The organism is Bacillus sp. MRMR6 (assembly GCF_001940785.1).
In the GTDB taxonomy this organism is placed as follows: domain Bacteria; phylum Bacillota; class Bacilli; order Bacillales; family Cytobacillaceae; genus Neobacillus.
Window position 1 is genome coordinate 35,378 of the sequence record NZ_MSLS01000025.1, and the last position, 23,627, is coordinate 59,004.

Annotated in this window: 25 protein-coding genes, 2 pseudogenes and 1 riboswitch; of the genes and pseudogenes, 20 read left to right on the forward strand and 7 right to left on the reverse strand. The window is 37.2% G+C overall.

The window, feature by feature from the left end:
* The first annotated feature begins 1 nt into the window (after position 1).
* Positions 2 to 1,420, forward strand: coding sequence for a M20/M25/M40 family metallo-hydrolase (locus BTR25_RS19345; protein WP_075689668.1), 1,419 nt, complete (start codon positions 2 to 4; stop codon positions 1,418 to 1,420).
* Positions 1,417 to 2,268, forward strand: coding sequence for a gamma-glutamylcyclotransferase family protein (locus tag BTR25_RS19350; protein WP_254842752.1), 852 nt, complete (start codon positions 1,417 to 1,419; stop codon positions 2,266 to 2,268). The genes BTR25_RS19345 and BTR25_RS19350 overlap by 4 nt, the downstream gene beginning before the upstream one ends.
* Positions 2,269 to 2,340: 72 nt before the next feature.
* On the opposite strand, the gene BTR25_RS19355 is transcribed toward BTR25_RS19350, so the two are convergent.
* The gene (locus tag BTR25_RS19355) at positions 2,341 to 2,655 is read right to left on the reverse strand and encodes a DMT family transporter (protein WP_075689669.1); all 315 of its coding nucleotides are present in this window, start codon (positions 2,653 to 2,655) and stop codon (positions 2,341 to 2,343) included.
* Complete coding sequence (locus BTR25_RS19360) at positions 2,655 to 2,996, reverse strand: DMT family transporter (protein WP_075689670.1); 342 nt, start codon at positions 2,994 to 2,996, stop codon at positions 2,655 to 2,657. The genes BTR25_RS19355 and BTR25_RS19360 overlap by 1 nt, the downstream gene beginning before the upstream one ends.
* Positions 2,997 to 3,066: 70 nt before the next feature.
* A riboswitch (guanidine-I (ykkC/yxkD leader) is annotated at positions 3,067 to 3,164 on the reverse strand.
* A 411-nt stretch (positions 3,165 to 3,575) separates the two neighbouring features.
* On the opposite strand from BTR25_RS19360, the gene BTR25_RS19365 reads away from it, so the two are divergent.
* From BTR25_RS19365 to BTR25_RS19375, 4 genes and pseudogenes are all read left to right on the forward strand, one after another.
* A complete protein-coding gene (locus BTR25_RS19365) occupies positions 3,576 to 3,863 on the forward strand; it encodes a hypothetical protein (RefSeq protein WP_075689671.1) in 288 nt (95 codons plus the stop codon).
* 20 nt (positions 3,864 to 3,883) lie between these two features.
* Positions 3,884 to 4,117 (forward strand): annotated as a pseudogene (locus BTR25_RS28660) (hypothetical protein); the annotation flags it as partial.
* Between the two features lie 418 nt (positions 4,118 to 4,535).
* Positions 4,536 to 4,724: a YjcZ family sporulation protein gene (locus BTR25_RS19370; protein WP_075689672.1), complete on the forward strand. Its 189-nt coding sequence runs from the start codon at positions 4,536 to 4,538 to the stop codon at positions 4,722 to 4,724.
* Positions 4,725 to 5,027: 303 nt separating this feature from the next.
* A complete protein-coding gene (locus BTR25_RS19375) occupies positions 5,028 to 5,243 on the forward strand; it encodes a DUF6366 family protein (RefSeq protein ID WP_075689673.1) in 216 nt (71 codons plus the stop codon).
* 157 nt (positions 5,244 to 5,400) lie between these two features.
* Here the strand turns inward: BTR25_RS19375 and BTR25_RS19380 are convergent, their stop codons facing one another.
* The gene (locus tag BTR25_RS19380; protein ID WP_075689674.1) at positions 5,401 to 5,895 is read right to left on the reverse strand and encodes a hypothetical protein; all 495 of its coding nucleotides are present in this window, start codon (positions 5,893 to 5,895) and stop codon (positions 5,401 to 5,403) included.
* A gap of 120 nt (positions 5,896 to 6,015) precedes the next feature.
* The gene (locus tag BTR25_RS27765) at positions 6,016 to 6,174 is read right to left on the reverse strand and encodes a hypothetical protein (RefSeq protein ID WP_175596833.1); all 159 of its coding nucleotides are present in this window, start codon (positions 6,172 to 6,174) and stop codon (positions 6,016 to 6,018) included.
* Positions 6,175 to 6,396: 222 nt separating this feature from the next.
* Here BTR25_RS27765 and BTR25_RS19385 point away from each other — a divergent pair, with 222 nt between their 5' ends.
* Both BTR25_RS19385 and BTR25_RS19395 read left to right on the forward strand, forming a co-directional pair.
* Positions 6,397 to 6,945, forward strand: coding sequence for a DUF4240 domain-containing protein (locus tag BTR25_RS19385; RefSeq protein WP_075689708.1), 549 nt, complete (start codon positions 6,397 to 6,399; stop codon positions 6,943 to 6,945).
* A gap of 750 nt (positions 6,946 to 7,695) precedes the next feature.
* Positions 7,696 to 8,391, forward strand: coding sequence for a GNAT family N-acetyltransferase (locus tag BTR25_RS19395; RefSeq protein ID WP_254842753.1), 696 nt, complete (start codon positions 7,696 to 7,698; stop codon positions 8,389 to 8,391).
* Here BTR25_RS19395 and BTR25_RS19400 read toward each other — a convergent pair.
* A complete protein-coding gene (locus BTR25_RS19400) occupies positions 8,380 to 9,048 on the reverse strand; it encodes a hypothetical protein (RefSeq protein ID WP_075689676.1) in 669 nt (222 codons plus the stop codon). The genes BTR25_RS19395 and BTR25_RS19400 overlap by 12 nt on opposite strands.
* Positions 9,049 to 10,010: 962 nt before the next feature.
* On the opposite strand from BTR25_RS19400, the gene BTR25_RS19405 reads away from it, so the two are divergent.
* The 4 genes and pseudogenes from BTR25_RS19405 to BTR25_RS28240 all read left to right on the forward strand — a co-directional run.
* Positions 10,011 to 10,523 carry a sigma-70 family RNA polymerase sigma factor gene (locus tag BTR25_RS19405; protein ID WP_075689710.1) on the forward strand — a complete coding sequence of 171 codons (513 nt, stop codon included), beginning with the start codon at positions 10,011 to 10,013 and terminating at the stop codon, positions 10,521 to 10,523.
* Positions 10,524 to 10,526: 3 nt separating this feature from the next.
* Positions 10,527 to 10,961 (forward strand): PadR family transcriptional regulator, encoded by a 435-nt coding sequence (locus BTR25_RS19410; RefSeq protein ID WP_075689677.1) that lies wholly within the window; start codon positions 10,527 to 10,529, stop codon positions 10,959 to 10,961.
* The gene (locus BTR25_RS19415) at positions 10,958 to 12,286 is read left to right on the forward strand and encodes an FtsW/RodA/SpoVE family cell cycle protein (protein ID WP_075689678.1); all 1,329 of its coding nucleotides are present in this window, start codon (positions 10,958 to 10,960) and stop codon (positions 12,284 to 12,286) included. The genes BTR25_RS19410 and BTR25_RS19415 overlap by 4 nt, the downstream gene beginning before the upstream one ends.
* Before the next feature lie 174 nt (positions 12,287 to 12,460).
* Positions 12,461 to 12,912, forward strand: a pseudogene (locus BTR25_RS28240) (MBL fold metallo-hydrolase); the annotation flags it as partial.
* Here the strand turns inward: BTR25_RS28240 and BTR25_RS19430 are convergent.
* On the reverse strand, positions 12,907 to 13,182 hold the full coding sequence (locus tag BTR25_RS19430; RefSeq protein ID WP_075689681.1) for a YqhV family protein: 276 nt from the start codon (positions 13,180 to 13,182) through the stop codon (positions 12,907 to 12,909). The pseudogene BTR25_RS28240 and the gene BTR25_RS19430 overlap by 6 nt on opposite strands.
* A gap of 179 nt (positions 13,183 to 13,361) precedes the next feature.
* Between BTR25_RS19430 and BTR25_RS19435 the strand changes: the two genes are divergently transcribed.
* The 5 genes from BTR25_RS19435 (at position 13,362) to BTR25_RS19455 (ending at position 18,184) form a co-directional block, all read left to right on the forward strand.
* Positions 13,362 to 14,921 (forward strand): spore germination protein, encoded by a 1,560-nt coding sequence (locus BTR25_RS19435; RefSeq protein ID WP_075689682.1) that lies wholly within the window; start codon positions 13,362 to 13,364, stop codon positions 14,919 to 14,921.
* Positions 14,918 to 16,072, forward strand: a complete 1,155-nt coding sequence (locus tag BTR25_RS19440; RefSeq protein ID WP_075689683.1) for a Ger(x)C family spore germination protein — start codon at positions 14,918 to 14,920, stop codon at positions 16,070 to 16,072. Before BTR25_RS19435 ends, BTR25_RS19440 begins: the two co-directional genes overlap by 4 nt.
* 4 nt (positions 16,073 to 16,076) lie before the next feature.
* Positions 16,077 to 16,301, forward strand: a complete 225-nt coding sequence (locus BTR25_RS19445) for a hypothetical protein (RefSeq protein WP_075689684.1) — start codon at positions 16,077 to 16,079, stop codon at positions 16,299 to 16,301.
* Positions 16,298 to 17,401: a GerAB/ArcD/ProY family transporter gene (locus BTR25_RS19450; protein ID WP_075689685.1), complete on the forward strand. Its 1,104-nt coding sequence runs from the start codon at positions 16,298 to 16,300 to the stop codon at positions 17,399 to 17,401. The genes BTR25_RS19445 and BTR25_RS19450 overlap by 4 nt, the downstream gene beginning before the upstream one ends.
* 87 nt (positions 17,402 to 17,488) lie before the next feature.
* Positions 17,489 to 18,184: a Rossmann-fold NAD(P)-binding domain-containing protein gene (locus BTR25_RS19455; protein WP_075689686.1), complete on the forward strand. Its 696-nt coding sequence runs from the start codon at positions 17,489 to 17,491 to the stop codon at positions 18,182 to 18,184.
* 35 nt (positions 18,185 to 18,219) lie between these two features.
* Here BTR25_RS19455 and BTR25_RS19460 read toward each other — a convergent pair whose 3' ends face one another.
* Positions 18,220 to 19,848 carry a Na/Pi cotransporter family protein gene (locus tag BTR25_RS19460; protein ID WP_075689711.1) on the reverse strand — a complete coding sequence of 543 codons (1,629 nt, stop codon included), beginning with the start codon at positions 19,846 to 19,848 and terminating at the stop codon, positions 18,220 to 18,222.
* 287 nt (positions 19,849 to 20,135) lie between these two features.
* Between BTR25_RS19460 and BTR25_RS19465 the strand changes: the two genes are divergently transcribed.
* The 3 genes from BTR25_RS19465 to preA all read left to right on the forward strand — a co-directional run bounded on the left by BTR25_RS19465 (position 20,136) and on the right by preA (position 23,612).
* Positions 20,136 to 20,744: an alpha/beta hydrolase gene (locus BTR25_RS19465; RefSeq protein ID WP_075689712.1), complete on the forward strand. Its 609-nt coding sequence runs from the start codon at positions 20,136 to 20,138 to the stop codon at positions 20,742 to 20,744.
* A 153-nt stretch (positions 20,745 to 20,897) separates the two neighbouring features.
* Positions 20,898 to 22,259, forward strand: coding sequence for an NAD(P)-dependent oxidoreductase (locus BTR25_RS19470; RefSeq protein ID WP_254842754.1), 1,362 nt, complete (start codon positions 20,898 to 20,900; stop codon positions 22,257 to 22,259).
* A gap of 66 nt (positions 22,260 to 22,325) precedes the next feature.
* Positions 22,326 to 23,612 carry an NAD-dependent dihydropyrimidine dehydrogenase subunit PreA gene (gene preA, locus BTR25_RS19475; protein WP_075689688.1) on the forward strand — a complete coding sequence of 429 codons (1,287 nt, stop codon included), beginning with the start codon at positions 22,326 to 22,328 and terminating at the stop codon, positions 23,610 to 23,612.
* The last annotated feature ends 15 nt before the right edge of the window (positions 23,613 to 23,627 follow it).

The following is a 23,627-nucleotide window of genomic DNA, read 5'->3' on the forward strand; positions in this document are numbered from 1 at the left end:
GATGAGAAATTGGAATCAATTATTTATTCGTCATGGCTGGCTGCTTGTACAAAAAGCAAATGGTGTATTTGACTGTACTAAGGAAACAAGCGAAAATGTAGAATTTCTATTTCAATCTCTTGAAAAGGCAAATATCCATTACAAATACGATTTGGGCAAACTCAGCCTGTGCACTAAGCCAATGGTAGAGGAAGACTGGATCAAAGTACTAGACTTTGAGTACCGAGGAAGAGGAGAGGGATTATGGTTCCGTCCCGGTGCGGAACAACCAAAGGTCGCGGAACTAGATACGTATATTAGCGGAATTGTCCGTCAGCTGAATCGACTAGGGTTTTATACAATGGGTTCCTGTGACGGACATGATAAAAGATTGGCCCATGTGATGGTAACAATGGATTGCGACCAACAAAGTTTGAAAGAGCTGTTGCATTCTCTTGTAGGCCGCAATGTCCAGTGGCAGGAGCGACGGAACCATGCTCACCTTTCATTCCGGTTAGAACGCCTTCAACTTTTAGACCTAGCAGAAAGGCTAAGTTTAATAGATGAAGCATGGGTTAAGAAAGGCTCAGATTTTATTAATGAGCAAAACTTTCGCGAAACACTGTATGAACTGCTGATGATTCCTGGTGTCAGCGGAGAGGAGGAGTTAGTAAGAGATTGTGTGATCGAAAAACTAACACCTTTTGTAGATCACATAACAGTGGACCATGCAGGTAATATCCTAGCTGAAAAAACATATAACCATGGAAACGGTCCGACTATTCTTTTGAATGCCCATCTTGATACGGTTTATGAAATCGAAGCTGATCGAGAAATCATCAAAGAAGAGAACCTTTGGTACAGCAGCACAGGAATTTTAGGAGCGGATGACCGAGCTGGCGTTACGGTTTTACTACATCTAGCAGAACATCTTTCTCACAATCGAGCGTTTAGCGGAAAGGTGAAGTTTATCTTCACTGTTGAGGAAGAACAGGGATTGATTGGAGCCAGTCAGGTGGATAAACATTTCCTTTGGGGTACGGATGCTGCCATTGTAGTAGACCGTCGAGGTGATGGCGATATTGTTACCTCATGTGGGGGACATATCCCATTCTGCGATTCACGATATGGTTTGTTTTTCGAGGAAGTGGCAGCTTCAGCGGATCTAAAAGGATGGGCTGTGACAAAAGGCGGAAGCAGTGACACCAGAATTTGGGCGAGTCATGGAATTCAGAGCGTGAATTTATCGGCGGGATACAATAACGAACATACAAGCCAGGAGATTCTTGACGTGGAAGCATGTTACAACACTGCAAAACTATTAAAAGCTGTTTTTACAAAAGGAAGAGACTTAAAAAGGTTGTTACGACAAATTAAGCAAGAAGAAAACATCGTAATTATGAGCCGCAAAAAGTTTGCATACCAGAGGTGGTCAAGTTGATAAAAGTATTTGTTTACGGAACGTTACGGAAAGGCGAAGTAAACCATCATCTACTAAGACAGGCAGCATGCATGGCAGAACAGGCCTGGGCCCTAGGAACATTGTATGATACAGGTTATGGTTATCCGGCGATGAAGGGGGAAGCAAACTCCAACGTCTATGGGGAGTTATATGAGGTTGCTGAAAAGGAATTAGCAAGATTAGATATTTTAGAAGATTATACCGAAGGCGGAAAAGACAATCTGTATGAACGAATACAACAAACTGTATACACGGATCATGGGCCTCTTCAGGCATACCTGTACGTGACAAATAAAGAAGACTTATTAAAAAAGAAAATCCCTAACGGAGATTGGAAGGAATACAGACTTCTAGCTGACCCCTCTGGTTCTGTTCTTTATTTCGCTTATGGCAGCTGTATGGATACCGTTCGGTTTGAATCGGATGGCTTTGCTCACTATTTTCAAGAGATGGTGGGAGTGGGTGTGTTGCCAAACTATACTCTTCGGTTCACGCGTAAATCAACACAGGATGGTTGGGGGCGTGCAGATATCGTTGAAGAGGGCGGCAGAGTAGAAGGAAAAGTTTATAACATTCCTGTAAAAGCGTTAACGGAATATCTGTATCATCGCGAAGGTGCTCCAAAAGCATACCGCCCAACCTTTGTGGAACTCGAACTAAACGGAGAAAACATCCTAGCATTAACCTTTGTGGTTACAAAAAAAGACAAAGAAACTACACCTCCACCACACTATGAACAAGAAATCCTACGCGGAGCAAAAGATTTCCTATCCGCACCATATATAACAAAACTACAAAATTATATAAACACATTGAGGAGCAAATAGTGCATGGGGACGGTTCTTGCGCTTCCTTCGGTAATCGAAGGAAGCGCAAGAACCGTCCCCATGCTTACTTCACTATGAAACAAGTTTTAGTCCTACCGCAGCACTTAATACCATTGCGATGAAGATGAGCCTTTTCCAGTCATTTGATTCTCCATATAGGAGCATTCCTAGTATTGCTCCACCAGATGCTCCGATTCCTGTCCATATTGCATAGGCTGTCCCCATGGGGAGTGTTTTCATGGCAAAGGATAGACAGAGGAAGCTTGCTCCAAATCCAAGAAATAATAGAACTAGGGACTTCCAATTACGGTCCTTATGAAGTTTATTGATCATCACAACACCAAACATTTCAAATATCCCTGCTAAGATTAAAGAAATCCAAGCCATTAGAAATCAGCCCCTTCCTGTACCTTTTCCTTTGTCACTAATTTCAAGCCCATTACACCCGCTAATAACAGTAAAATCAAAAGTATTTTACTCATTTTGAATGGTTCTCCAAAGAGTAGTATTTCGGAAATAACAGTGCCTGCTGTACCCAATCCCACAAAAACTGCATATACAGTTCCTACGGGAAGTTTTCGGCTCGCAATGATTATCACATAGAAGCTGATGATGATGGATACAATGGTTCCAGCCCAGGTCCAAAAGTCATCTGCATGTTTTAATCCAATCACCCAAAATACTTCAAATAGAGCCGCAACAAATACTTGAATCCAAACTGCGTTCATCTAAATTCCACCTCCAATTTTATTTATACATAGACACAAAAAAGCCTGGAAGAAACTGTTTTAAACAGTAATCTCCCAGGCTTTTATCCTTCCGTGACACAGCAAAGCTGTGAGTTTTCTCTCGGACCAGACCAACGTTAACGTTGCGGAACCCTAGAAAACATTTCTCATATGCAATTCATTTACATTATACACAATGCTATGAATCATTCAATAACAAAATAACACAAAATTTTAAAGATTATAGCGGGCATTCCTGTAAAATCAGCTGCTAAAAAAGGATATTTTAGTTCCCTAAAAGAATCTAAATAAAATGGACTTTATATAGATGATGAGAAGAATGAAAGATATATCTTGATAGAATTGTTTTTTTAGAAAATTTAAATACGGAGATTCTATTAAAAGAATCGCCTTTTAGCACCCAACACCTAAATATCGCCAATGAATATACGTATATTCAGATTTTGCCAAGGAGTAGGATGATGACGATTAAATTTAATGAGTTTTTTAGAGAAGAATTAACAATTTATGAGATTCAACGTGCAATGGAAAATGGGTTAATGACTGGGGGTGAACTGATTGATCATTAGATTTGATTTTGGTGAAGAGCATATTCAATACATTTCTTGTGCAACTAAAGTAGGGAGAAAGATTAATAGGATAAGAAGAGACTTTGAAAATTGGATCTTTGATGAGAAAAAAAATAAGAAGTATTGGTTATATGAAGAAGGAGAAAAGTATTGTCCAAGCTATGATACAGATGCCATTATAGATTGGCTAAATAATGTGAAATTCAAAAAAGGGACTGCTAAAGCAAAATTAATTTCGTTGCCAAAATTAAAAGTAAAAAAGACATTATATTTTTAACATGATCTGATTATTGGGGTGGTGCTAAGGCTGTCTGTTTAAGACAAGCACAGAGAAACTTTGTTAAATTTGGTGCTAGTGAAAAAATACATGCAGATAGTGTCGTTCAAGGTGAATATGAAAAAGACTCTTTATGGAAACCGGTAGGGGAAAATGAGAAAAAGCCAAATGTAAATAAACTTGTACAAATTCTAATAGAAGGCAACATTAATGATAGTCGGTTTAAGAAGTCAATTCATATTGATATTTTTTAGATGAATTTAAAGAATTTCTCAAACAAAAGCGATGGTCTCTTGGTGGATAAATAATACATGATACTACTGACATTGATACATAGTAAAGTAAATTCAACTAACGGGGTCAAGTCTAAATACTAAAGGCGGCCATTGACCAAGCAGGATTAGTGGCCATTGCAATTGAAGTAAAGGGGAATGTAGTTGAAGAATTCCGAAGAAAAAATCACCCTATATACAAAGGATGCCTGCATCTAATTATTTCGTTTTGTCTTTTRAATCAATAGCCTGCCACTCTATGGTTTTTTCATTATTAAAAGTGATTCGTCACTAAGTCATGCCCATATATAATATAGACGGGCTCCAATTTCCTCTCTGTGTGTAATATATAGTGAAATGTCACATTAGCTCTCCATACATTCGAAAGGAAGTGTAAAAAATGGATAATGCCTTACCGATTTCTAATGCCTTACCCGCAAATGTTCTTCCCCAACCTCCATTGTCTTACTCCTATGCAGCTCCTGTTTATGCAGGTTGTTTTCCTACTCATAGGGGCAGTGATTTCATACTCATAATAGTGTTGTTCATCTTATTAATCATTGTTGGTGCAGTTTGCTTCTGTGGTTAAAAGATGTGACTGTATCTATTAAATCATCCTCATCTTTATTCTAGATTTCCTATGGTATTAAATAAAAAGGAAGTTCTTTCTCGAATTCGATAGTGATGCCGTTAACTGGTATCACTTTTTATAATTCAACCAAAATATTGTGATGGTTTTCACTTAAAGGAAAGGTAAAGAGCTCAAGATCAAGCTGTCATTTTCGGCGGCTTTTCTTATTGAAGTAACGGGAGAGGATTGTTCAAACAGGGTAATGGTTATTTGTGGTAAAATATATAAAAGATGTTTGTTTAATTTATAGGGGGTGTCTAAGTGCAAGAAAACAAAGAAACTCCTGAACGAAAAAGAGAGAGATTAAGACAAGAAGAATTAAAAAGAAATCCGACAGGTACTCTGAACGATGCTTTTAATAGAGCTCAAAGTGGCGGTCTTGTGGATTTAGTAGGCAGCTTAGGTTGGAAAGGTACGGGGATACTTATTCTTGTACTCATAATTGGAGTTATAATTGCGTCAATCTTCCTAAAGTAAAGGGTGTGCAGCTGCTTCGGCGGCTTTTTTCATGTACCACTAACGTTGCAGATTAGTGCATCAAGGAGAAGGGAGCCCGAAATAAATTAAAGGCTTCCCTTCCTTTTACTAATTACTTTTTAAAATTGCTAAATCAACCAAGTCAGTACCCCAATGGTTAATTCTTATCTTTCTTATGCTTTAGTTCATATTCCTTTTTTAAATGATAATGACTCCCTCCAGAAATAAAATTGTGCGTTTCTACATCATAAACAGCATATTGACCTTTAAAATCCTTTTCTGTTTCTTTTACTGACATTAAATAGTAAACCTGTCTATTAGCATTTGGAGCAGGGGTAAAATCTTTTATGTTTGTCTTGGAATTAGGATAAGAATGCTCTACCTGACCATCTTTATACTTGTAATCAAACTTATCTATGTCTTTAAATAAGACTTTTTTTCTAATACTCATTTTTGCATCAGCATACTCTCTGTAGTGCCATTCTTTTTCTAACTCTTTATAAAATTGGTCTGCACTTTGCTTAATTTCTTTATCATTGTTAGCAGGGAAATGAATTACTTCTTCCTTATCATTATTTACTACCTCAGCCTCAACTGAATTACCAATAAAGAGTAAAAAACATAAACAAATGCTGCTTAAGATAAATTTCATAGTATCCTCCTATATAAACATAAGATTATAATCAGTAGTATTATTCCCAAAACTAATTTGATAATGATTTTTGTTATCGTAGATGTTATATCATAGTGTTTTTAGTTGGGGGCTTATATGTTAGTGTAATTCAACGGTTGCGATTCTCCAGTTGTAAGGGTCGTCGTAGGTGTCTTCCTCTCCCTCGTATAAGTTAAAATTGAATGCTTTTATTCCTTTTGGGATGTCTTCCTCTAAGACTTGATTTAACCAATTTGAAAACAACCTGAAGTTATCCATTATAGCACCCACTTTTAAATATTTTGTATACGTTAAAGACTATAATTACTTATTAGATAGTATACAAAGTTAGAAAAGAAGAGGCTGTTTTTGTAATTTACAAGAAATACAATCAAAAACCATACTGTATTTTTGGGGAAGGTTTCCTTAAGAAGGAACCGGCTTATATATTGTCGAATTTAGTATGATAAATAAAGTTAAATAATATGGGGGGGTTATGTGGTGGAACAGAAAGAATTTTGGAATTTAATTGAGAAGTCCAGCGAATTTGATAACCAAGCGGAATGGTTAACAGCGGCACTAGCTGAAAAAGGAGTAGAGGAAGTTTTAGATTTTGAATTTATTTTTCAAACTTTAATGAGCGATAGCTTTACATCTCGATTATGGGGTGCTGCATATGTTCTGATGGGTGGTTGTTCTGACGATGCTTTTGATTATTTCCGAGGCTGGCTGATTGGGCAGGGACAAGAAATATTTAACAAGGTAATGAAAGACCCCGAGTTTTTAGCAGAATATATAAATGAGGATAACCTTGATGACGAAGGGTTCCCTCAGAATGAAGAATTGCTTTCGGTTGGTTCAGATGCCTATACCCTGATAAAGACAGGCGATACTGAATGGGATGACAAAGCATATGATGAGCTGTTAGTGGCTCTTGACAAAAAGGGCTTAAAGTCAGTTCCTGAAATTGAATTTGATTGGGAAGAAGATGATTTGGAAGATATATTTCCTATTCTATGGGAAAGATTTGGTGAAGAACCACTAGGTTGAAAGAAAAATTACATGATAAAATGGCTTGATGAACTCAGAATACGAAAAGGTTTACGAAACATAATCATTATTTTTTTAGTTGGTTTAGTATACTTCCTTCCTCAACCATATGTCTTGACAGATATTGCATATGTCTTAATTATATTTCTATTGGCATACCTTTCTTCGTACATTGAAACAGATTCTTTATGGAAAGGTTTATTGTATTCATTAATAGTAACGATAATCGTCGTTGTTGTTTTTTTAACAATTATTACTTTGTTTCCGCAAATTCCTTATGTGCTACTTTTAGTCACAGTCTGTCTTACAACAGGATTGAGTATATACTGGAATGGCTGATAACACGTAAATGGAAAAATTGAAGGGTTATTCTTGTTTTAACTTACAGAGCGATTGCTGAACAATGCAATCGCTTTTTGTTTCAATATGTCAGAAGCTCTTCTCATTGAATATCTAAAAAGCACAGATAATCATAGGTTAAGAAATGCTATTGCACTTGCACTTAGCGATATAGGAAATGAAGAAGCAATAACCCCAATACTTGAAATAGCATAAGATACAGTTTACATATTCAACTGTTTTTAACCATGTACTTTAAGTATAGGGCGTGGATCCAAGAAGGATTAACGCTCTTATTTGGAGAAATTGTACTAAAGTCATGCTAGTCGAAAATGAAGGTATTGAACGATGCCGGGGCCTTTTTTTGGTGAATTATTGGGCGGGGTTAGTTCATTTAAATTTATGGAGGTAATGATGACAATAATATGGTCAGAAATCAAGGAAGAAGAAAGTTCAGCTGAGCTCAGTACGGTTATGAAGTTGTATGATCAGTCATTTCCTATAGAAGTGAGAGAACCACATGAAATCTTTCATCGAAGTATAAAGTACTCTCGAGAAAGATATCCAAATAATTTTCGCTTTTTGATTGGAAAAGAAGATGACCAACTTGTTTCTTTTGCAACTGGACATTATTTAGCTGATGTGAATGCTGGTTTTATTGTTTATATCGTAGCCAATCCATTAGCAAGGAACAGTGGTTTAGGTTCCAAGACATTAGTGAAAATAGAGGAATTATTAAACAAGGATGCACATTCAGCAGGTCATTCATCGCTAAGAGCGATTTTCCTAGAAACAGAGACACAAGATTTGGTACATTCAGAACAAGAAAAAGCAGACTGTGAAAGAAGGAATCGATTTTTTGATAAGAATTCTTATGAAAAATATGATGAGATTACCTATCTACAACCACCGTTACATAATGGAATGGATGAAGTTCCTTTAAACCTTTTTATTAAGAACTTACAAAAGGATGAGTTAATGAAACAAGAGATACAAAATGCAATACAAGCCATTTATAGAGAAAAATATTTAGTTGTTAATAACATTAATAAAGACGTCATTAATCATTGTTTGAAAAAAATGGGGATAGATGAATTACCTAATTGAGTTAAAGAGGGGCATTAAGTCCTCCATACTTGTAATGCTCCTCATTTGTTCCAAAGAAATCGAAAAGAATGGGAGGTCTGGCTTTTTGCCATCCTTTTCTTCTTCACTTTTGAAAAGAAATGATAATTCAATTKGAGTCTGGTCTTTTTGGATCTTTTGGACAAGCAGAAATACCTTTTGAAAAAATTCTTCGTTCATTTCTTCTTCCACCTTTTTATTAAAGCGGTTCACCAAGCTAAGTGGGGGGCGTGCGTCCTTATAATTTGGAATATCTCCGCTAGAAACCTGCTCCATCCCCGTCCCATAAACAGGACTAGCATGAAAACTATCAAAATCAGGAAAATACTTTGCTATTAACGGACTGTAATCTCTCTCTAATTGTTTAACCCAAAGCTCCTCTAGATAGTAGTCTACAAATTTGAAATCTCCATACCCTTCCTCTGTTATAAATGATAAGGCTGGGTCATTTTTGGGATGAACCTTTATGTAGAACTTACCATTAATAAAATCATATCTTTTCTTATCAACAACAAATTCCTGATGATATTTATCCTCTAAATATCGAGTCATTTGAAACGAGGCTATAGTTTTGAGAAGCATGAAGACACCAAGTAACAAGATAAAGAAAAGCATAACAAACTTAACTACCTTTTTCACATTATCACCTCAAAGTACCTACTTTGTTGTTTAGTGTACGCCAAGAGTGAATTTTTGCCAACTTCTTCTTTTAGTGAAAAATCGTTCAATAAAAGATTTCCTTAGGACGGGAGGAGAAAAAACGTAGGAGTTTATGGGTGTGATGCTTAACAATAGTAGTCGTTCTTTAACGGAGCAGGAGTGCAAGAAGGGAAGTAAGGAAAAACAGCGAATTCTTTAATTTATTGAACAAAGCTGGGGGATAACAATTATGTTTGAGACTATTGGTTGGCGGTTTTACATAACTGCAAAAACAAAAGAAAAAGCTTAAAATGTCATAAAAAGTATTGAAAAATACACGGGCAAATTAAAAGTTAGATCAAAAGAACAATATTGGAAAGACAATTCGCTTTTTGAAGTTTATTGTGATTCTTCGTTTCAGGTGTGTGAACCTGAAAAAGCAGTATTCGAAGTTCTTGTTATGGTTAATCAAATAGGACACGATATAGAAATTATCGGTCCCCTATTATATGAAAATGAACAAGTGGAATCTTCGGGTTATGGTTCAAGAACATCTATTGTTGGATTAGACTGGTTTCATTTTTATATAAATAATTTCAGTTAAATTGCGTTCATATAGGCTGCACCATATCAATTAACGGAGCAGGAAAGTTAAAAAAGGGGTAGCGTCAGGTAAACGCAGATTTACGCCAATAAGTAATTCTGAATTTAGGAGCTGTTGTACTTGCAGTTCCTTCTGAGGAGTAAGGTATTATTAATCKAATAAGTAGTATTATAAGCCTTCTAACCTAATTACATCATTCAGGAACAATCCGATAAGAGGTTGTTCCTTTTCCATTTTTTTCTCTGATAAAAAATCATTATTTTTTTCAAACCGGATGAAGGTTAGCTACGTCTAAAACAGATGAGAGGGTGATAATAAGGTGAATGGACTAAAACAACTGGCGGTGACAGATGAAAGTATGTTTCTTGAGAGAGAGGAAATAATTGATCAATTAATGCAAGAATATAGCGATGATATCCTGCATCTCGTATATACATATGTTAAAAATCGAACGACAGCAGAAGATTTAACGCAGGAGATATTTTTAAAATGTTATGAAAAGTTAAATCAGTTTAATCAGCAGGCAACACTAAAAACATGGGTATATCGTATTGCTAGTAATCATTGTAAGGACTACTTAAGAAGCTGGCATTATCGCAAAATAACGCTTAGCGATAAAATTTTGGATTATATACCTTCGAAATCAAAACAGGTTGAAGAAGAGATTATCGCGAATAGTGAAGAAAACATCTTAACAAATGCTGTCATGAATTTACCTCTAAAGTACRGAGAAGTAGTATTTCTGCATTATTATGAAGAACTATCTTTAGCCGAAATAAGTAAGATTACGACAGTAAATATAAATACAATAAAAACTAGATTAAAGCGTGCGAAAGAATTATTAAAAGACAAGATGATCGAGGAGGTTTAGGAGATGAATGATCCATTTACTAACCTGAAGAGTTCAATGAAAAAATCAATTTTCAAGGATTTTTCTTTTTCCAATGAAAGAAAAAATGCGGTGAAAGAATCCATTCGTACGAGACAATCTCAAACACAATTTCATTCTTGGAAGATAGAAACCATCATAGCTATATTAGAATCGGTTCAGCATGAATCAAAGGATGGCTACAATATTTCTACCCAACTTTTTCAAAAAAATGAACGTACTTTCCAAAAAAATGAAGGGCAGCTTTATTCACTTCTACATCTACTAGAAAATAAAGAAATTCTTACTTCAAAATGGATAAACAAAAAGAAATATTACTCCTTAAATTCCAAAGGAAAAAGATACTTAGCTACCTATAAACAAGATAAATCAAAACAAGAGTTATCCCTTAAACACTTACTAGAGGAGGTGTCCTTATGAGTTCTCCCAAATTTGAAGAATTTTTAAGTAAAGTAACGTCCAAAGTGAAATCTAAGGAAGCCCACAATATGATAAAAGAAGAGCTTATTCATCATCTGCAAGAGTTAAGTCAATCTTACAAAAAGAGAGGGTTTTCTAAAGAGGATGCAGAGGAAAAGGCGATTCAAGAAATGGGAAATCCATTTACCATTGGGGAGAGATTAAATCCCCTTCATAAGCCGAAAATGGATTGGGTTCTAATAGTTTTATTTGTTCTTTTTGCTGGTATTAGTTTTCTCCCGTTAGTTGATGGAATTCCAGAATTTTCGCTATCAGGTACCTATTTTATGGGGAGACAGGCTATTTGGTACACCCTGGCTATTCTTTTAATCATTGGATTCCTTTTCTTTGATTACCAAAAATTAAAGAACGGATGGATATACTTTTATGCGATAGGCCTATTGATCCATATATATCTTCATCTTTTTGGAATTATGACCAACGGAGCAAAGAAGTGGGTTTCCCTCGCAGGCCTGACGGTCGATGGAACCATGATGAGCTTATTTTTCTTTTTTCTTGCTTGGGCTGGTATTTTAAACAAAATAAATGAGTTTCGTAGTTGGGAAAAACAAGGTTTACTTTTTGTTTTATTTTGGATTCCCATATCGCTCTACATGATGGTGCCAGACTTTATGGTTAGTATTATTTACTTCTTCTGCATACTTGGGATGTTTGCTTTCGCTCGAATCCATAAGAAATTAGCTGTAAATCTGACCTTAACAAATCTATTGGCTGGTATTATTTTCATTATTATGTTCATGACCTCAGGTCAAAGTTATTTGTTAACTAGATTATCTGCTTTTATAAACCCTACTGCCGATTCAAATGGAGCAGGATATATGTATAAGGCGGTTAGGAATGTCCTGTCAGAAGCGGGATGGTTCGGTAACGGACTTTCCAACGAGTTGAATTTTCAATTGTTACCAGAAGCACATACAGATTTTGCTTTTCCCTTCCTCGTCTATTCTCTTGGTTGGGCTTTCGGATTTGTTCTATGTTTGATCCTACTGATATTTATTTCAAGGATCTCAAAAAATGCGTTTAAAACAAAGGACCTCTATGGGAGATTAATCGTAATAGGTGGTGCTACATTGTTTGCGGTTCCTACTACCTGGAACATCTTGATGTGCTTTGGAGTCGTGCCTATAATGGGTGTTTCTCTGCCTTTTATTAGTTATGGAGGCAGTGCGATACTCTTTTACGCTGCTGTTTTAGGACTCATTTTAAATGTTTATCGAAGAAAAGATCTTGTAGAACCCACGATTGCAGATGAAATTAAAAGTTAAAGTCGAACATGTAATTGCTGATAAAAAGGGCGACATCTAAAGTACTAGTTGTCGCCCTTCCCTTATTGACGATCGGGTGCAAGAGTATAAGACGGTGATCGCTACGGCGGTCTTTTTCTTGTTTCACTAACGAGGAGCAAGAAGGAAAAAATATTTTGTTGTTGAAAGTTGAATACATATATATTGGATACCCACCTACATGTCGACCATATTTTTGGAGGGAGATTGTTTGCGGAAAACATGGTGCAACTTACTACCTTCCACCTAAAGATGCTGAAGAGGTAACCTTTCATTTTACTCCAATTAATGATGCTGATGAGTATAATGTTGGTGAAACTACTATATAAAGCAATCTACTCACCTGGTCATACAATTGGAAGTACCTCGTTTTTAATTGATGATCAGTATTTTTTAACAGGTGATATCTTATTTATTGATTTGTTTGGTCGTCCGGACTTGGCGGAAAAAGCGGAGGACTGGGTAGGTGTACTCTTTACAATCGATATAAGAACTGTGACAGAGAATCTTCCGCCACAGCCAAATGCCTACCAGGAATACGCGAAACGAACATGGGTAAAATCAAACCTGATTTGGATGTTTTTTATGTGTTAATCAATTCTTCATGAGGATTTTATCCCGATGAATATGAAACCAATTCCCATCGTAATAAAAAATAACTTAGCAAAAGAAATTTTTTCGACAATTCCCCATAATCCAATAGTGGTAGTGAGTATTAAAATAATAGGTCCAATGAGTGCTAATGAACTATTTATCACTAATGCTTTATCAATTGAATTAAATTTCAACATAAGTAAGGCAGCACTTATTTCAATACAGCCTGAAATTAACCGTAAAATAACCATTCCTAATACTGCTTTTTCAATAATTGCAAACATAGCCATCCTCCCTAAAATATCTTACTTAAAATGTATATGAAGCATTACATCAATGAAGGACAAGTTTTTTTGAAGTAATATGGTTTATGGGTTTTAAGGGATAGGTTTCCAATTCTGGGTTATATTAAGAAAAATGACATAATGATTTATTAAAATTTTATTAAGATGCGGTGTTAAAAATGAAGAAATTAATCAAACCAAGTCTATCAAAAAAAACAGCGCTTACTAGTGATATCACAGAAAAAATAATCGACGAAAATGTTGAACGTAACATTGAACTGCTAAAGGAATTATTTAGAGATTGCTCTGATATTATATATCGGTCTATTTTCGCTGGGGAGAAAAAAGCTTATTTACTATTTCTTGACGGTTTAGTGGACTCAGGTTCCATTCAGCTACATGCCATAAAACAAATGCTTGATGAAAGTGACACATATGACCTTAATGCTGAACATGTTATGGGGAAAGTCATTTCGCTTAGTTCTGTGAAGGAAACAACCAAATTAGATGATGTTGTGACAGGTGTTTTAAAAGGAAATACTATTTTATTAATAGATGGGGTATCGAGCGCCTTTGTATTCGATGCAAAGGGTGGTCAAAGAAGATCGGTTGCCGAGCCAGAATCAGAATCAGCAGTCCGTGGACCGCGTGAGGGATTTACGGAAAGTCTACGTGTGAATACAGCCTTAATCCGGCATAAAATTCGGTCAAATCGGTTGAAAATCCTTTCAAAAGAAATTGGGGAGGAAACTACTACGGGTATTGCCATCGCTTATATTGAGGGCATCGCAGCTCCTGAACTTGTAGAAGAGGTTCTATCCCGCCTAGATCGGATCAAAACAGATGCAATCCTAGAAAGTGGTTATATCGAGGAATTTATCGAGGACAGCCCATGGAGTTTCTTTCCACAAATTCAAAATACGGAAAGGCCTGATACCGTTGCGGCTAATCTTTTAGAGGGCAGGGTATCTATTATTGTCGATGGAACTCCATTTGCTCTTATCATGCCTGCAACCTTTTGGCAGTTTCTACAAGCAAGTGAAGATTTTTATAATCGCTTCCATATTTCTATTTTTCTAAGATTGCTTCGTATATTATTTGTTTTTTTAGCACTTGCTTTACCAAGCTTATATGTTGCTGTAACTACCTATCACCAAGAAATGATTCCGACAAATCTGCTTCTAAGTGTTGCGGCAAGCAGAGAAGCTATTCCTTTTCCTGCATTTGTAGAAGCTTTAATTATGGAAGTATCGTTTGAAGCGTTAAGAGAGGCAGGGATCCGGCTTCCAAAGATTGTTGGTCAGGCCGTAAGTATCCTTGGTGCACTTGTTATTGGTCAAGCGGCAGTGGAAGCAGGTATTGTATCTGCACCGATGGTGATTATCGTCTCGATTACGGGTATCGCCTCCTTTACGATACCTAGATTTAATATGGCTATTTCTGTACGGCTGCTAAGATTCCCATTAATGTTACTTGCAGGTTTGTTTGGGTTATTCGGAATTGTTTTAGGCTTACTTTTAATATTAACGCATCTATGTAAGTTAAGATCCTTTGGCGTTCCTTACTTTTGGCCTGTGGCACCGCTCTCCTTTAAGTCACTTAAAGATGTCTTTATTAGAGTGCCCTGGTGGGCTATGGACGAAAGACCTAATCAATTGGTAAAAGAGGATATCAAAAGGCAAGCCGGAGATTTAAAACCATCTCCACATAAAGTCAACAACGAAGGGAGCTCGTCATGAAGAGAGGAATCCTTTTTGTATTAGTCTTTTGTCAGATGATGGTTCTTACAGGATGTTGGGACCGTACGGAAATAAATGATTTGGCTTTTGTATTGGCAACAGGAATTGATAAAGCTGAAAAAAATAAATATCAATTTTCTGTCCAAATCCCTTTGCCAAGTTCGATGGGCGGTTCAGGTTCAAGTGGAGGCGGCGGCGGCACAAGCGGGGAAGGGCCTATTTTAGTTCTGCAAGGTACAGGAGGCAATGTTAGGCAAGGGATGGAGGATATACAAACACGCTTATCAAGGAAACTATATTTTGCACATAGGAGGGTAACGATTGTAGGGGAAGATTTAGCCAAAGAAGGGATTATCCCGGCAATGAATGCGATTTTAATCCAGCCGCAATCGAGAGTATCAACATTTGTATTAATCGCAAAGGGTGATGCGGTTAAACTATTAAACACCCAGCCAAGGATGGAACAATTCTCGGGTGAAGCGATTCGAGAAATGGCGAAATCCAGCATCGGACAAACCGTTAAGGATGTCCTGATGGATTCTAATAGACCTGGTAAGGATACAATTATCCCCGTTATTGAACCAACCGGAACGATTGAAAAAGAGAAGAATGGCAAGGAAATTTTAATGTCCAATTTCGCGGTCTTTAAAGGAGATAAACTCAACTTTATTACTAATAGACAAGAAGCGATCGGTATTATGTGGTTATTAGAAAAAATGACAAAGAAAACATTAACGTTTTCAGTTTCAAAGGATCAAGAGATGACTGTACAAATTATTGATAATCATTTGAATCCGAATATGAAAATAGTAAATGGTAAACCAACATTTAGTTTGAGATTACGGGTGACAGGAATCCTGCTGGAAAATGAACCGAATCTAAGAATTGAGGACCCTGATACATACCATCATATTATTCATAAAATGGAAAATGAAATAAAATCACAGGTAAATTTAATCTTAGACCATGCACACTCAGTAGGTGCGGACATCTTTGGTTTCGGCTGGTATCTATATAAACACAATCAAAAGGCATGGCAAAATAACTGGAAAAATGGGTGGGAATCATATCTGCCTGAACTAAAGGTAGATATAACAGTGGATGCTGATATTCAAAGAACAACCAATTCTGGTTTAATAGAAAAGGATTGAAAACATGGATGTAGGGATTATTATTACTTTCGTATTTCTTTTAATATATGTCATTGTTCTCATTCGAGATAAAAAGGTGACGAAAAAAGAACGAAGATGGGTCTATGTGTTAGTGTTAATGGTGATGAGTCTATCCTTTATATTTATGCTTCATATTCCAATGAATTTTTTCATCACTGTTTTAAATGATACCTTTGGTGCACTAGCCAGAATGGTTGTTAATGTATGAGCCAAAAAATATCCAATCTTCAACTCATATTATTGGTTACAAATTTCATCTTTTCTGCAGCCGTTATTAGCTTACCTCAAATTATCGTTCAGGTAGCAGGGCAAAATGGTTGGATTGTCCCTTTGCTGATGTTTCCCATTTCCTTTTTAGTCATCATCGTAATCTTTGGGAAAAAAAAGAATGCAGATAAGTTAAGCAAACTTTTCATCATCGGAAATAAAAGCAGCCTTTTAGAGAAAATTTTCATTTTCTGCTTTATCCTATTTACCTTTCTCATTTTAGTGAGAGATTTACGAGGATTAATCGATTTTGTGGCAACGGTTTTATTACCAACCACACCAATTGATGTCTTAATGGTCCTGTCGGTTTTGGTCATTTCTTACATGATGATGTCAGGGTTAGAGGTATTATCAAGAGTGAACACAATTGCATTTGGCTTACTAGTTCTAGTTGTACTAGGATTACCTTTTTTCCTTCTAAATGAGCTTGAAATTGGCAATATTCAGCCTTTACCAAGCTTGAGCACGATTAATGATTTAATGAAAGCAATCATCCTTACCTTTGCATGGGTTGGTGAGATGTTGTTGTTCTTAATTATTATCGCAAATATTAATCCAGTAAAAGAAGCAAAGAAAGCTGTGATTATTGGAGCTGGTTTAGGTTCCATTCTCTTTTTTATTATTATCATATTAGAAGTAGCGGTCCTTGGGACAAAGATTGTAAGAGAGGCCACCTATCCAACATACATCATGATCCAACAAATTAATTTGACTGATTTTCTCGACAGACTAGATCCAATCATTGTCGTAGTTTGGCTTCCGACAATCTTTATTAAAGTTACCTACCTTCTTTATGCCTTAAATCATTGCATTAGTTTCCTGCGAAAGAAGGAAACAAACAAGTTTATGTTTCCTGTTGCTTTTATAATGGGCTATATATCCTTACTGCTTTTTAAAAATAATATGGACCATATCCATTATTCCTTTTATTCATGGAGCACAATTGGCATGCTATTAGAGGTTGTGATAATCGGCTTGTTTTTCTTGGTTAGAAGAAAAGTGAAAGATAATAATGGGCACGATGCTGGAAAATCCAATTAATACCGAAGTCTTACCCGTTCATTCTTTCTTGAACGGGTTTTACCTTTATAATATGAATTACTATAAGAAGGATAGAGGAGCGAGGATTTGAAAAACCATCATAAAACAGCTCTCGTATTGGGTGCTACAGGTTTAGTTGGCAGTGAACTAGTCAAATTACTAATCGAACAACATAACTATGAAAAAATCCTCCTGTTGATTCGAAATAAGATATCGCTTGAACACGATAGTGTTGAACAATATGTTGTTGACTTTGAGAGGCTGAGTCAGTACAAAGAATTATTTAAAGCTTCCCATATATTTTGCTGTTTAGGTACCACTATTAAGAAGGCTAAGACGAAAATGGCCTTCCGCAAGGTGGATTATTTATACCCTGTCGAGGCAGCCGGGTTTTCAAAGGAAATGGGAGCTGAAAAGTATTTGATTGTGACAGCCATGGGAGCAAATTCTAAATCTCGTTTCTTCTATAACCAAGTAAAGGGAGAGGTGGAAGAGGCACTTATACATTTAGATTTATCCTCGCTCCATATTTTTCGTCCCTCTTTATTATTAGGTAATAGAGAGGAATTCCGTTTTGCTGAAAAGGCAGCTGAAAAAGCTAGTGGTGTTCTAAACCCTTTGCTGGTGGGACCTTTACGTCCCTATCGGGGGATTCATGCGAAGAAGGTTGCAGCTGCTATGGCTGTCGTAGCAGAAAGTACTAAAACGGGTAATCATGTATATCTTTCAAATGAGATTGACCGAATGGTGGGATTTTCCTCTTGGGGACCAGTAGAAAAGTAAAAAACGGCCATTCTTTAAAGAATGGCCAGATTTCTTTAAATATTTTCTGGAGGTGCTTTTGCTTCACCAAGTACTGCTTGAGCAATATTAACGGCATGATCACCGATCCGTTCTAGGTTACTAATGATGTCAACGAAGAGGATGCCTGCATCACCTGTACAACTGCGTTCATTTAGACGCATGATATGAGTCCTTCTAAAATCCTTCTCCATTTGATCGATTCTAACTTCTTTCGCAAGTACATCCGTAGCCAATTTACTGTCATTTTGAGAGAGTGATTCAAGCGCACTTTTCAATGTTTCAAGAGTAAGCTGAAACATTTCGTTTAATTCACCTAAGGCCTGTTCTGATAGTGGAGCCTTCCGGCTAATGCGCAGCTCTAATAATTCAATAATGTTCTCGGTATGATCTCCAACCCGTTCAATATCTCTGATAATATTCATATAGTTCATATGTTCTTCGGAGTGCTGGTCCGAGAGAGAACTATGTGAGACTTGGACAAGGTATTCCGTGATCGCATGATCAAGTTTGTTAATTGCCTCTTCATATTGAAAGGCAAGTGCGGCATGTTCTTTGTTTTGCGTATTCAAATAATGTATGGCTTCTGTTAATCCGTCTCTAGAAAATTCCCCCATTCTTAGGATTTCCTCTTTTGCCTGTCCTAACGCAACCGAAGGAGAATGTTCAATCAGCTTGAGATTTAAATGCTTAACCGTTGAATCAACATATTTTTCTTCTCCTGGAATTATTCTCGTCACAATCCAAGCTAATGCTGCAATAAATGGAAACTGGATAATGGTATTTGAAACGTTAAATATCCCATGAGCAAATGCGATGGTCATTTCAGGATTTAACTTCATAACGGTTTGCAAATAGATAATGAAGTTGGTGTAAGGGATAAGGATGATTAGAAATATTAGTGTTCCAATAATATTAAACATAACATGAACGGCCGCTGCCCTTCTTGCTGAAATCGAGGCACCGATAGCAGCCAGAATTGCAGTAATGGTTGTACCAATATTGTCCCCAAATAATACAGGCAACGATGCTTTAAGATTAATCGCGCCTGTTGAAAACAATTCCTGAAGAATCCCAATCGTCGCACTAGAACTCTGGACGATTACGGTAAAAACAGTTCCTACAATAACACCTAAAATAGGATTATTACTCATTGAAACCGTTAGATCTTGAAATGCTTCTAATGTTCGAAGCGGCTTCATTCCGCCACTCATTAACTCTAGACCTAGAAATAAAGCCCCAAAACCGAAGACTACTTGACCTAGAGAATTAACCACTCTTCTTTTGAAGAAGAATAAAAGGATTGCACCGAAAGCAATAATAGGCAATGCATATTCACCGATATCGATACCGATAATGAAAGCAGTTACGGTGGTCCCGATGTTTGCCCCCATAATGACACCAATTGCTTGTCTAAGTGTCATGAAACCTGCACTAACTAAGGTTACCGTTAAAGCGGTTGTACCTGAACTTGATTGAATTAAAACGGTAATAAAAATACCAGCAAGAACACCCATGAAGGGATTGGTCGTAAAACGATCTAAGATACCTCTTAAACGATCTCCTGCAGCATTTTGGAGCCCATCCCCCATATACTTTAATCCAAATAGAAAAATACCTAAACCCCCGATAAACTCGAAGAGCATCTCTTGTACATTCAAATTAAATCAACCCCTTTTTGGGAATTCCTTTTATGTGTTTTGCTTAATAATGTTATTCTTGCTTAACTTCTATATACATATGCAATTGATTTGATTTTGTACAAGCAATAGGTTTACTTAGAGCCTGAAAATTACGTTAGTTTGACAATTACGATTATCTATACTATTATTATCTCGAATTCAAGATAGTTTCTATCTAAGTAAGAGTATGTATTAGTAAAATAGAGATAATAAGTATAAACTTCGTGAGTTTTTTATTAAGAAAGGGGACAATAATGAAACATTTATTTCAAAAAGGAAAAGATGCCAAAAAACCAACCTTGCTATTGCTGCATGGGACTGGAGGAACTGAGAACGACTTATTGCCTCTTGCAGAATTAATTGACAAGGATGCTGCTGTATTGAGTGTTCGTGGAAACGTTCTTGAAAATGGCATGCCACGATTTTTTCGAAGGTTAGCAGAAGGGATTTTTGACACTGAAGATCTCATCCTTCGTACGAAGGAGCTTTCTGATTTTCTAGATGAGGCATCAAAAAATTATCAGTTTGATCGAAAGAACATTGTTGCGGTCGGTTATTCTAATGGGGCTAATATTGCTGCCAGTTTACTATTTCATTATAAAGACGCACTAAAGGGGGCTATTTTACATCATCCAATGGTCCCAATAAGAGGAATTGGGCTTCCAGACCTTACGGGGACTCCAATTTTTATCGCGGCTGGAACGAATGACCCCATTTGTCCTGCTGCTGAATCAGAGGAATTAACGTCACTTTTGCTAGGTTCGAACGCGAATGTCAAACTCCATTGGGAGAACCAAGGACATCAATTGACCCTTAAGGAAGTTGAAGCAGCAGCAAGTTGGTACCGTTCAAATATTTAAGTCAGTTAAAGTGCACCCATAGCTTGGTGCACTTTTTAATTTTGTCTTCTCTTTTCCTTTCAATTTGTTACTAGTCTAAAAGAATGAAAGTCTGCTTGGATGAATAAACTTTAATCTTAAGGATGTACAAATTGAATGCAAGGAGGTTTCTACTTGGGAAAAGTTCAGCGTATTTCTTCTACCAATCTCGAAGCGAATTTTCAAGAGGTGGAACGTGCTCTCACAGATCAAGAAGCAATAGAGGAATCAAATCGCTGCCTTTATTGCTATGATGCACCTTGTATTAAGGCATGCCCTACAGGAATTGATATCCCTGCCTTTATTAAAAAAATAGCGTCTGGTAACTTACTAGGATCGGCAAAAACGATTATGTCCTCTAACCCAGTGGGTGCGAGCTGTGCTAGAGTATGTCCAACAGAAGAGCTATGTGAGGGTGCATGTGTCCTAAATAATTCAACAAAGCCGATAATGATTGGAAACTTGCAGCGATATTCCACAGATTGGGCGATAAAAAATCAACAAACACTTTTCCAACCAGGTCCGGCAAATGGAAAAAGAGTAGCCATAATTGGAGGAGGCCCAGCAGGGTTATCGGCTGCTAGGGAACTAGCTAGGTTAGGATACGCAGTAACCATCTTTGAAGCTGCAGGTAAGGCAGGAGGATTGAATACCTTTGGCATTGTTTCCTTCCGTCTGCCACAAAGAATTTCCTATTGGGAAGTTGAGCAGGTTGAAAAACTCAATGTAACCATCAATACGAATACCAAGGTTGGAAGGGATGTTAAGGTTGAAGAGTTACTAGAAAGTTTTGATCGCATTGTGCTTGCAGTTGGCATGTCAAATGTTCCAAATTTAGGAATTGAAGGAGAAAATCTCAACGGCGTCTACGATGCGATAGAATTTGTAAAAGCAACAAAAAGCGGTCTATTATCAGGAGAATTTATTGGAAAACGTGCTGTCGTTATAGGTGCGGGAAATACGGCTATTGATGGAGCAACCTGTTCGGTAAGATTGGGAGCCGAAAATGTGAAAATTCTATACCGACGAACGGAAGAAGAAATGACTGCCTATGATTTTGAGTATGAATTTGCGAAACAAGATGGTGTAGAATTCCGTTGGTTAACAGCGCCAATAAAGATTATCGGAAATGAAGAAGGCGAAGTAACCGGAATAGAGTGTGTGAGAATGAAGCTTGGTGAACCTGAGCGGGATGGGAGAAGGAGACCGATCGAAATTAAAGGTACAGAACATGTAATTCCAGTGGATGCTGTTATTAAGGCGATTGGTCAGAGCAGACATCAAAAGTTAATTGAAGCCTTTGGTCTGGCTCATGAGCGCGGAGTTGTAAAAATAAATCATGAAACCTATCAAACTTCTAATCCACAAATCTATGCATGCGGGGATATTGTGTTCGGAAAAGGAAAAGGGGATGCCATGGTTGTAACCGCTGCTCAGCAAGGAAAGCAGACTGCTTATAGCATCCATCAGCATTTTTCTGTTACGGAGAATGCATAGTAGTTCAATCATCCGGGACATATTTATGCATTTTCTTTTATTAAATTTACAAGGGGTGAAATCGAGATGGCTGATTTACGAATTAATCTAGCAGGTATAGTATCTCCTAATCCGTTCTGGCTTGCCTCAGCCCCTCCTACCAATTCAGGGTATCAAGTCCAAAGGGCATTTGAAGCTGGATGGGGTGGAGCAGTATGGAAGACTTTAGGCGATCCAATCTTGAATGTTTCATCAAGGTTTGCTGCTATCAGCTTTAACGGACAAAGGGTAGCAGGATTTAATAATATTGAACTCATTACGGACCGTCCACTTGATGTCAATTTAAAAGAAATTTATGAAACGAAAAAGCGATTTCCCAATCATGCCATTATTGCGTCATTAATGGTAGAACCAAAACAGGAAAAATGGCATGAAATCGTTAAAAGAGTAGAAGATGTCGGAGTTGATGGACTGGAATTAAACTTTGGCTGCCCGCATGGAATGGCTGAGCGGGGTATGGGCTCAGCTTCTGGTCAAGTCCCTTCATTAGTAGAGCAGCAAACCTACTGGGTCAAAGAAGTGGCAAAGACTCCTGTTATTGTTAAATTAACTCCAAATATTACTGACATTACTGCAACTGCCGAAGCCGCATGCGAAGGTGGTGCAGATGCCATCAGTATGATCAATACCATTAACAGTTTGATGGGGGTAGATCTAGACTCTTGGAACACCATCCCACACGTCGCAGGAAAAGGAGCTCATGGTGGTTATTGTGGCCCTGCTGTAAAACCAATTGCTTTAAATATGGTGGCTGAATGTGCACGTCACGCAAATATTAATGTTCCGATATCTGGTATTGGCGGGATATCAAACTGGCAGGACGCGGTTGAATTTATGTTAATGGGAGCAACCGGAGTCCAAGTTTGTACGGCCGCTATGCACCATGGATTCCGGATTGTAGAGGATATGATTGAAGGTCTTAATCATTATTTGGAGGCGAAAGGAATTAAAGCAGTTTCTGACATTATTGGAAAATCTGTTCCTAGATACTCTGATTGGGGTCATTTAGATTTGAACTACAATATTGTGGCCAAGATTAATACAGATGTTTGTATCAACTGTAATAAGTGCCATATTGCCTGCGAAGATACCTCCCATCAATGCATCGACATCTTAACAGATAAAAACGGAATGAACTACCTTAAGGTTCGTGAGGAAGACTGTGTAGGCTGTAATCTCTGTTCGATTGTCTGTCCGGTTGAAGGAGCAATTGACATGGTGGAGGTGCCAAATAATCTGCCTCCGATGACTTGGAATGAACGCCAAGCAGCACTAGGTAGAAAAGAACAGTGTAAGGTCGATGTGAAGAAGTAGAAGGAGGGTGTTTTG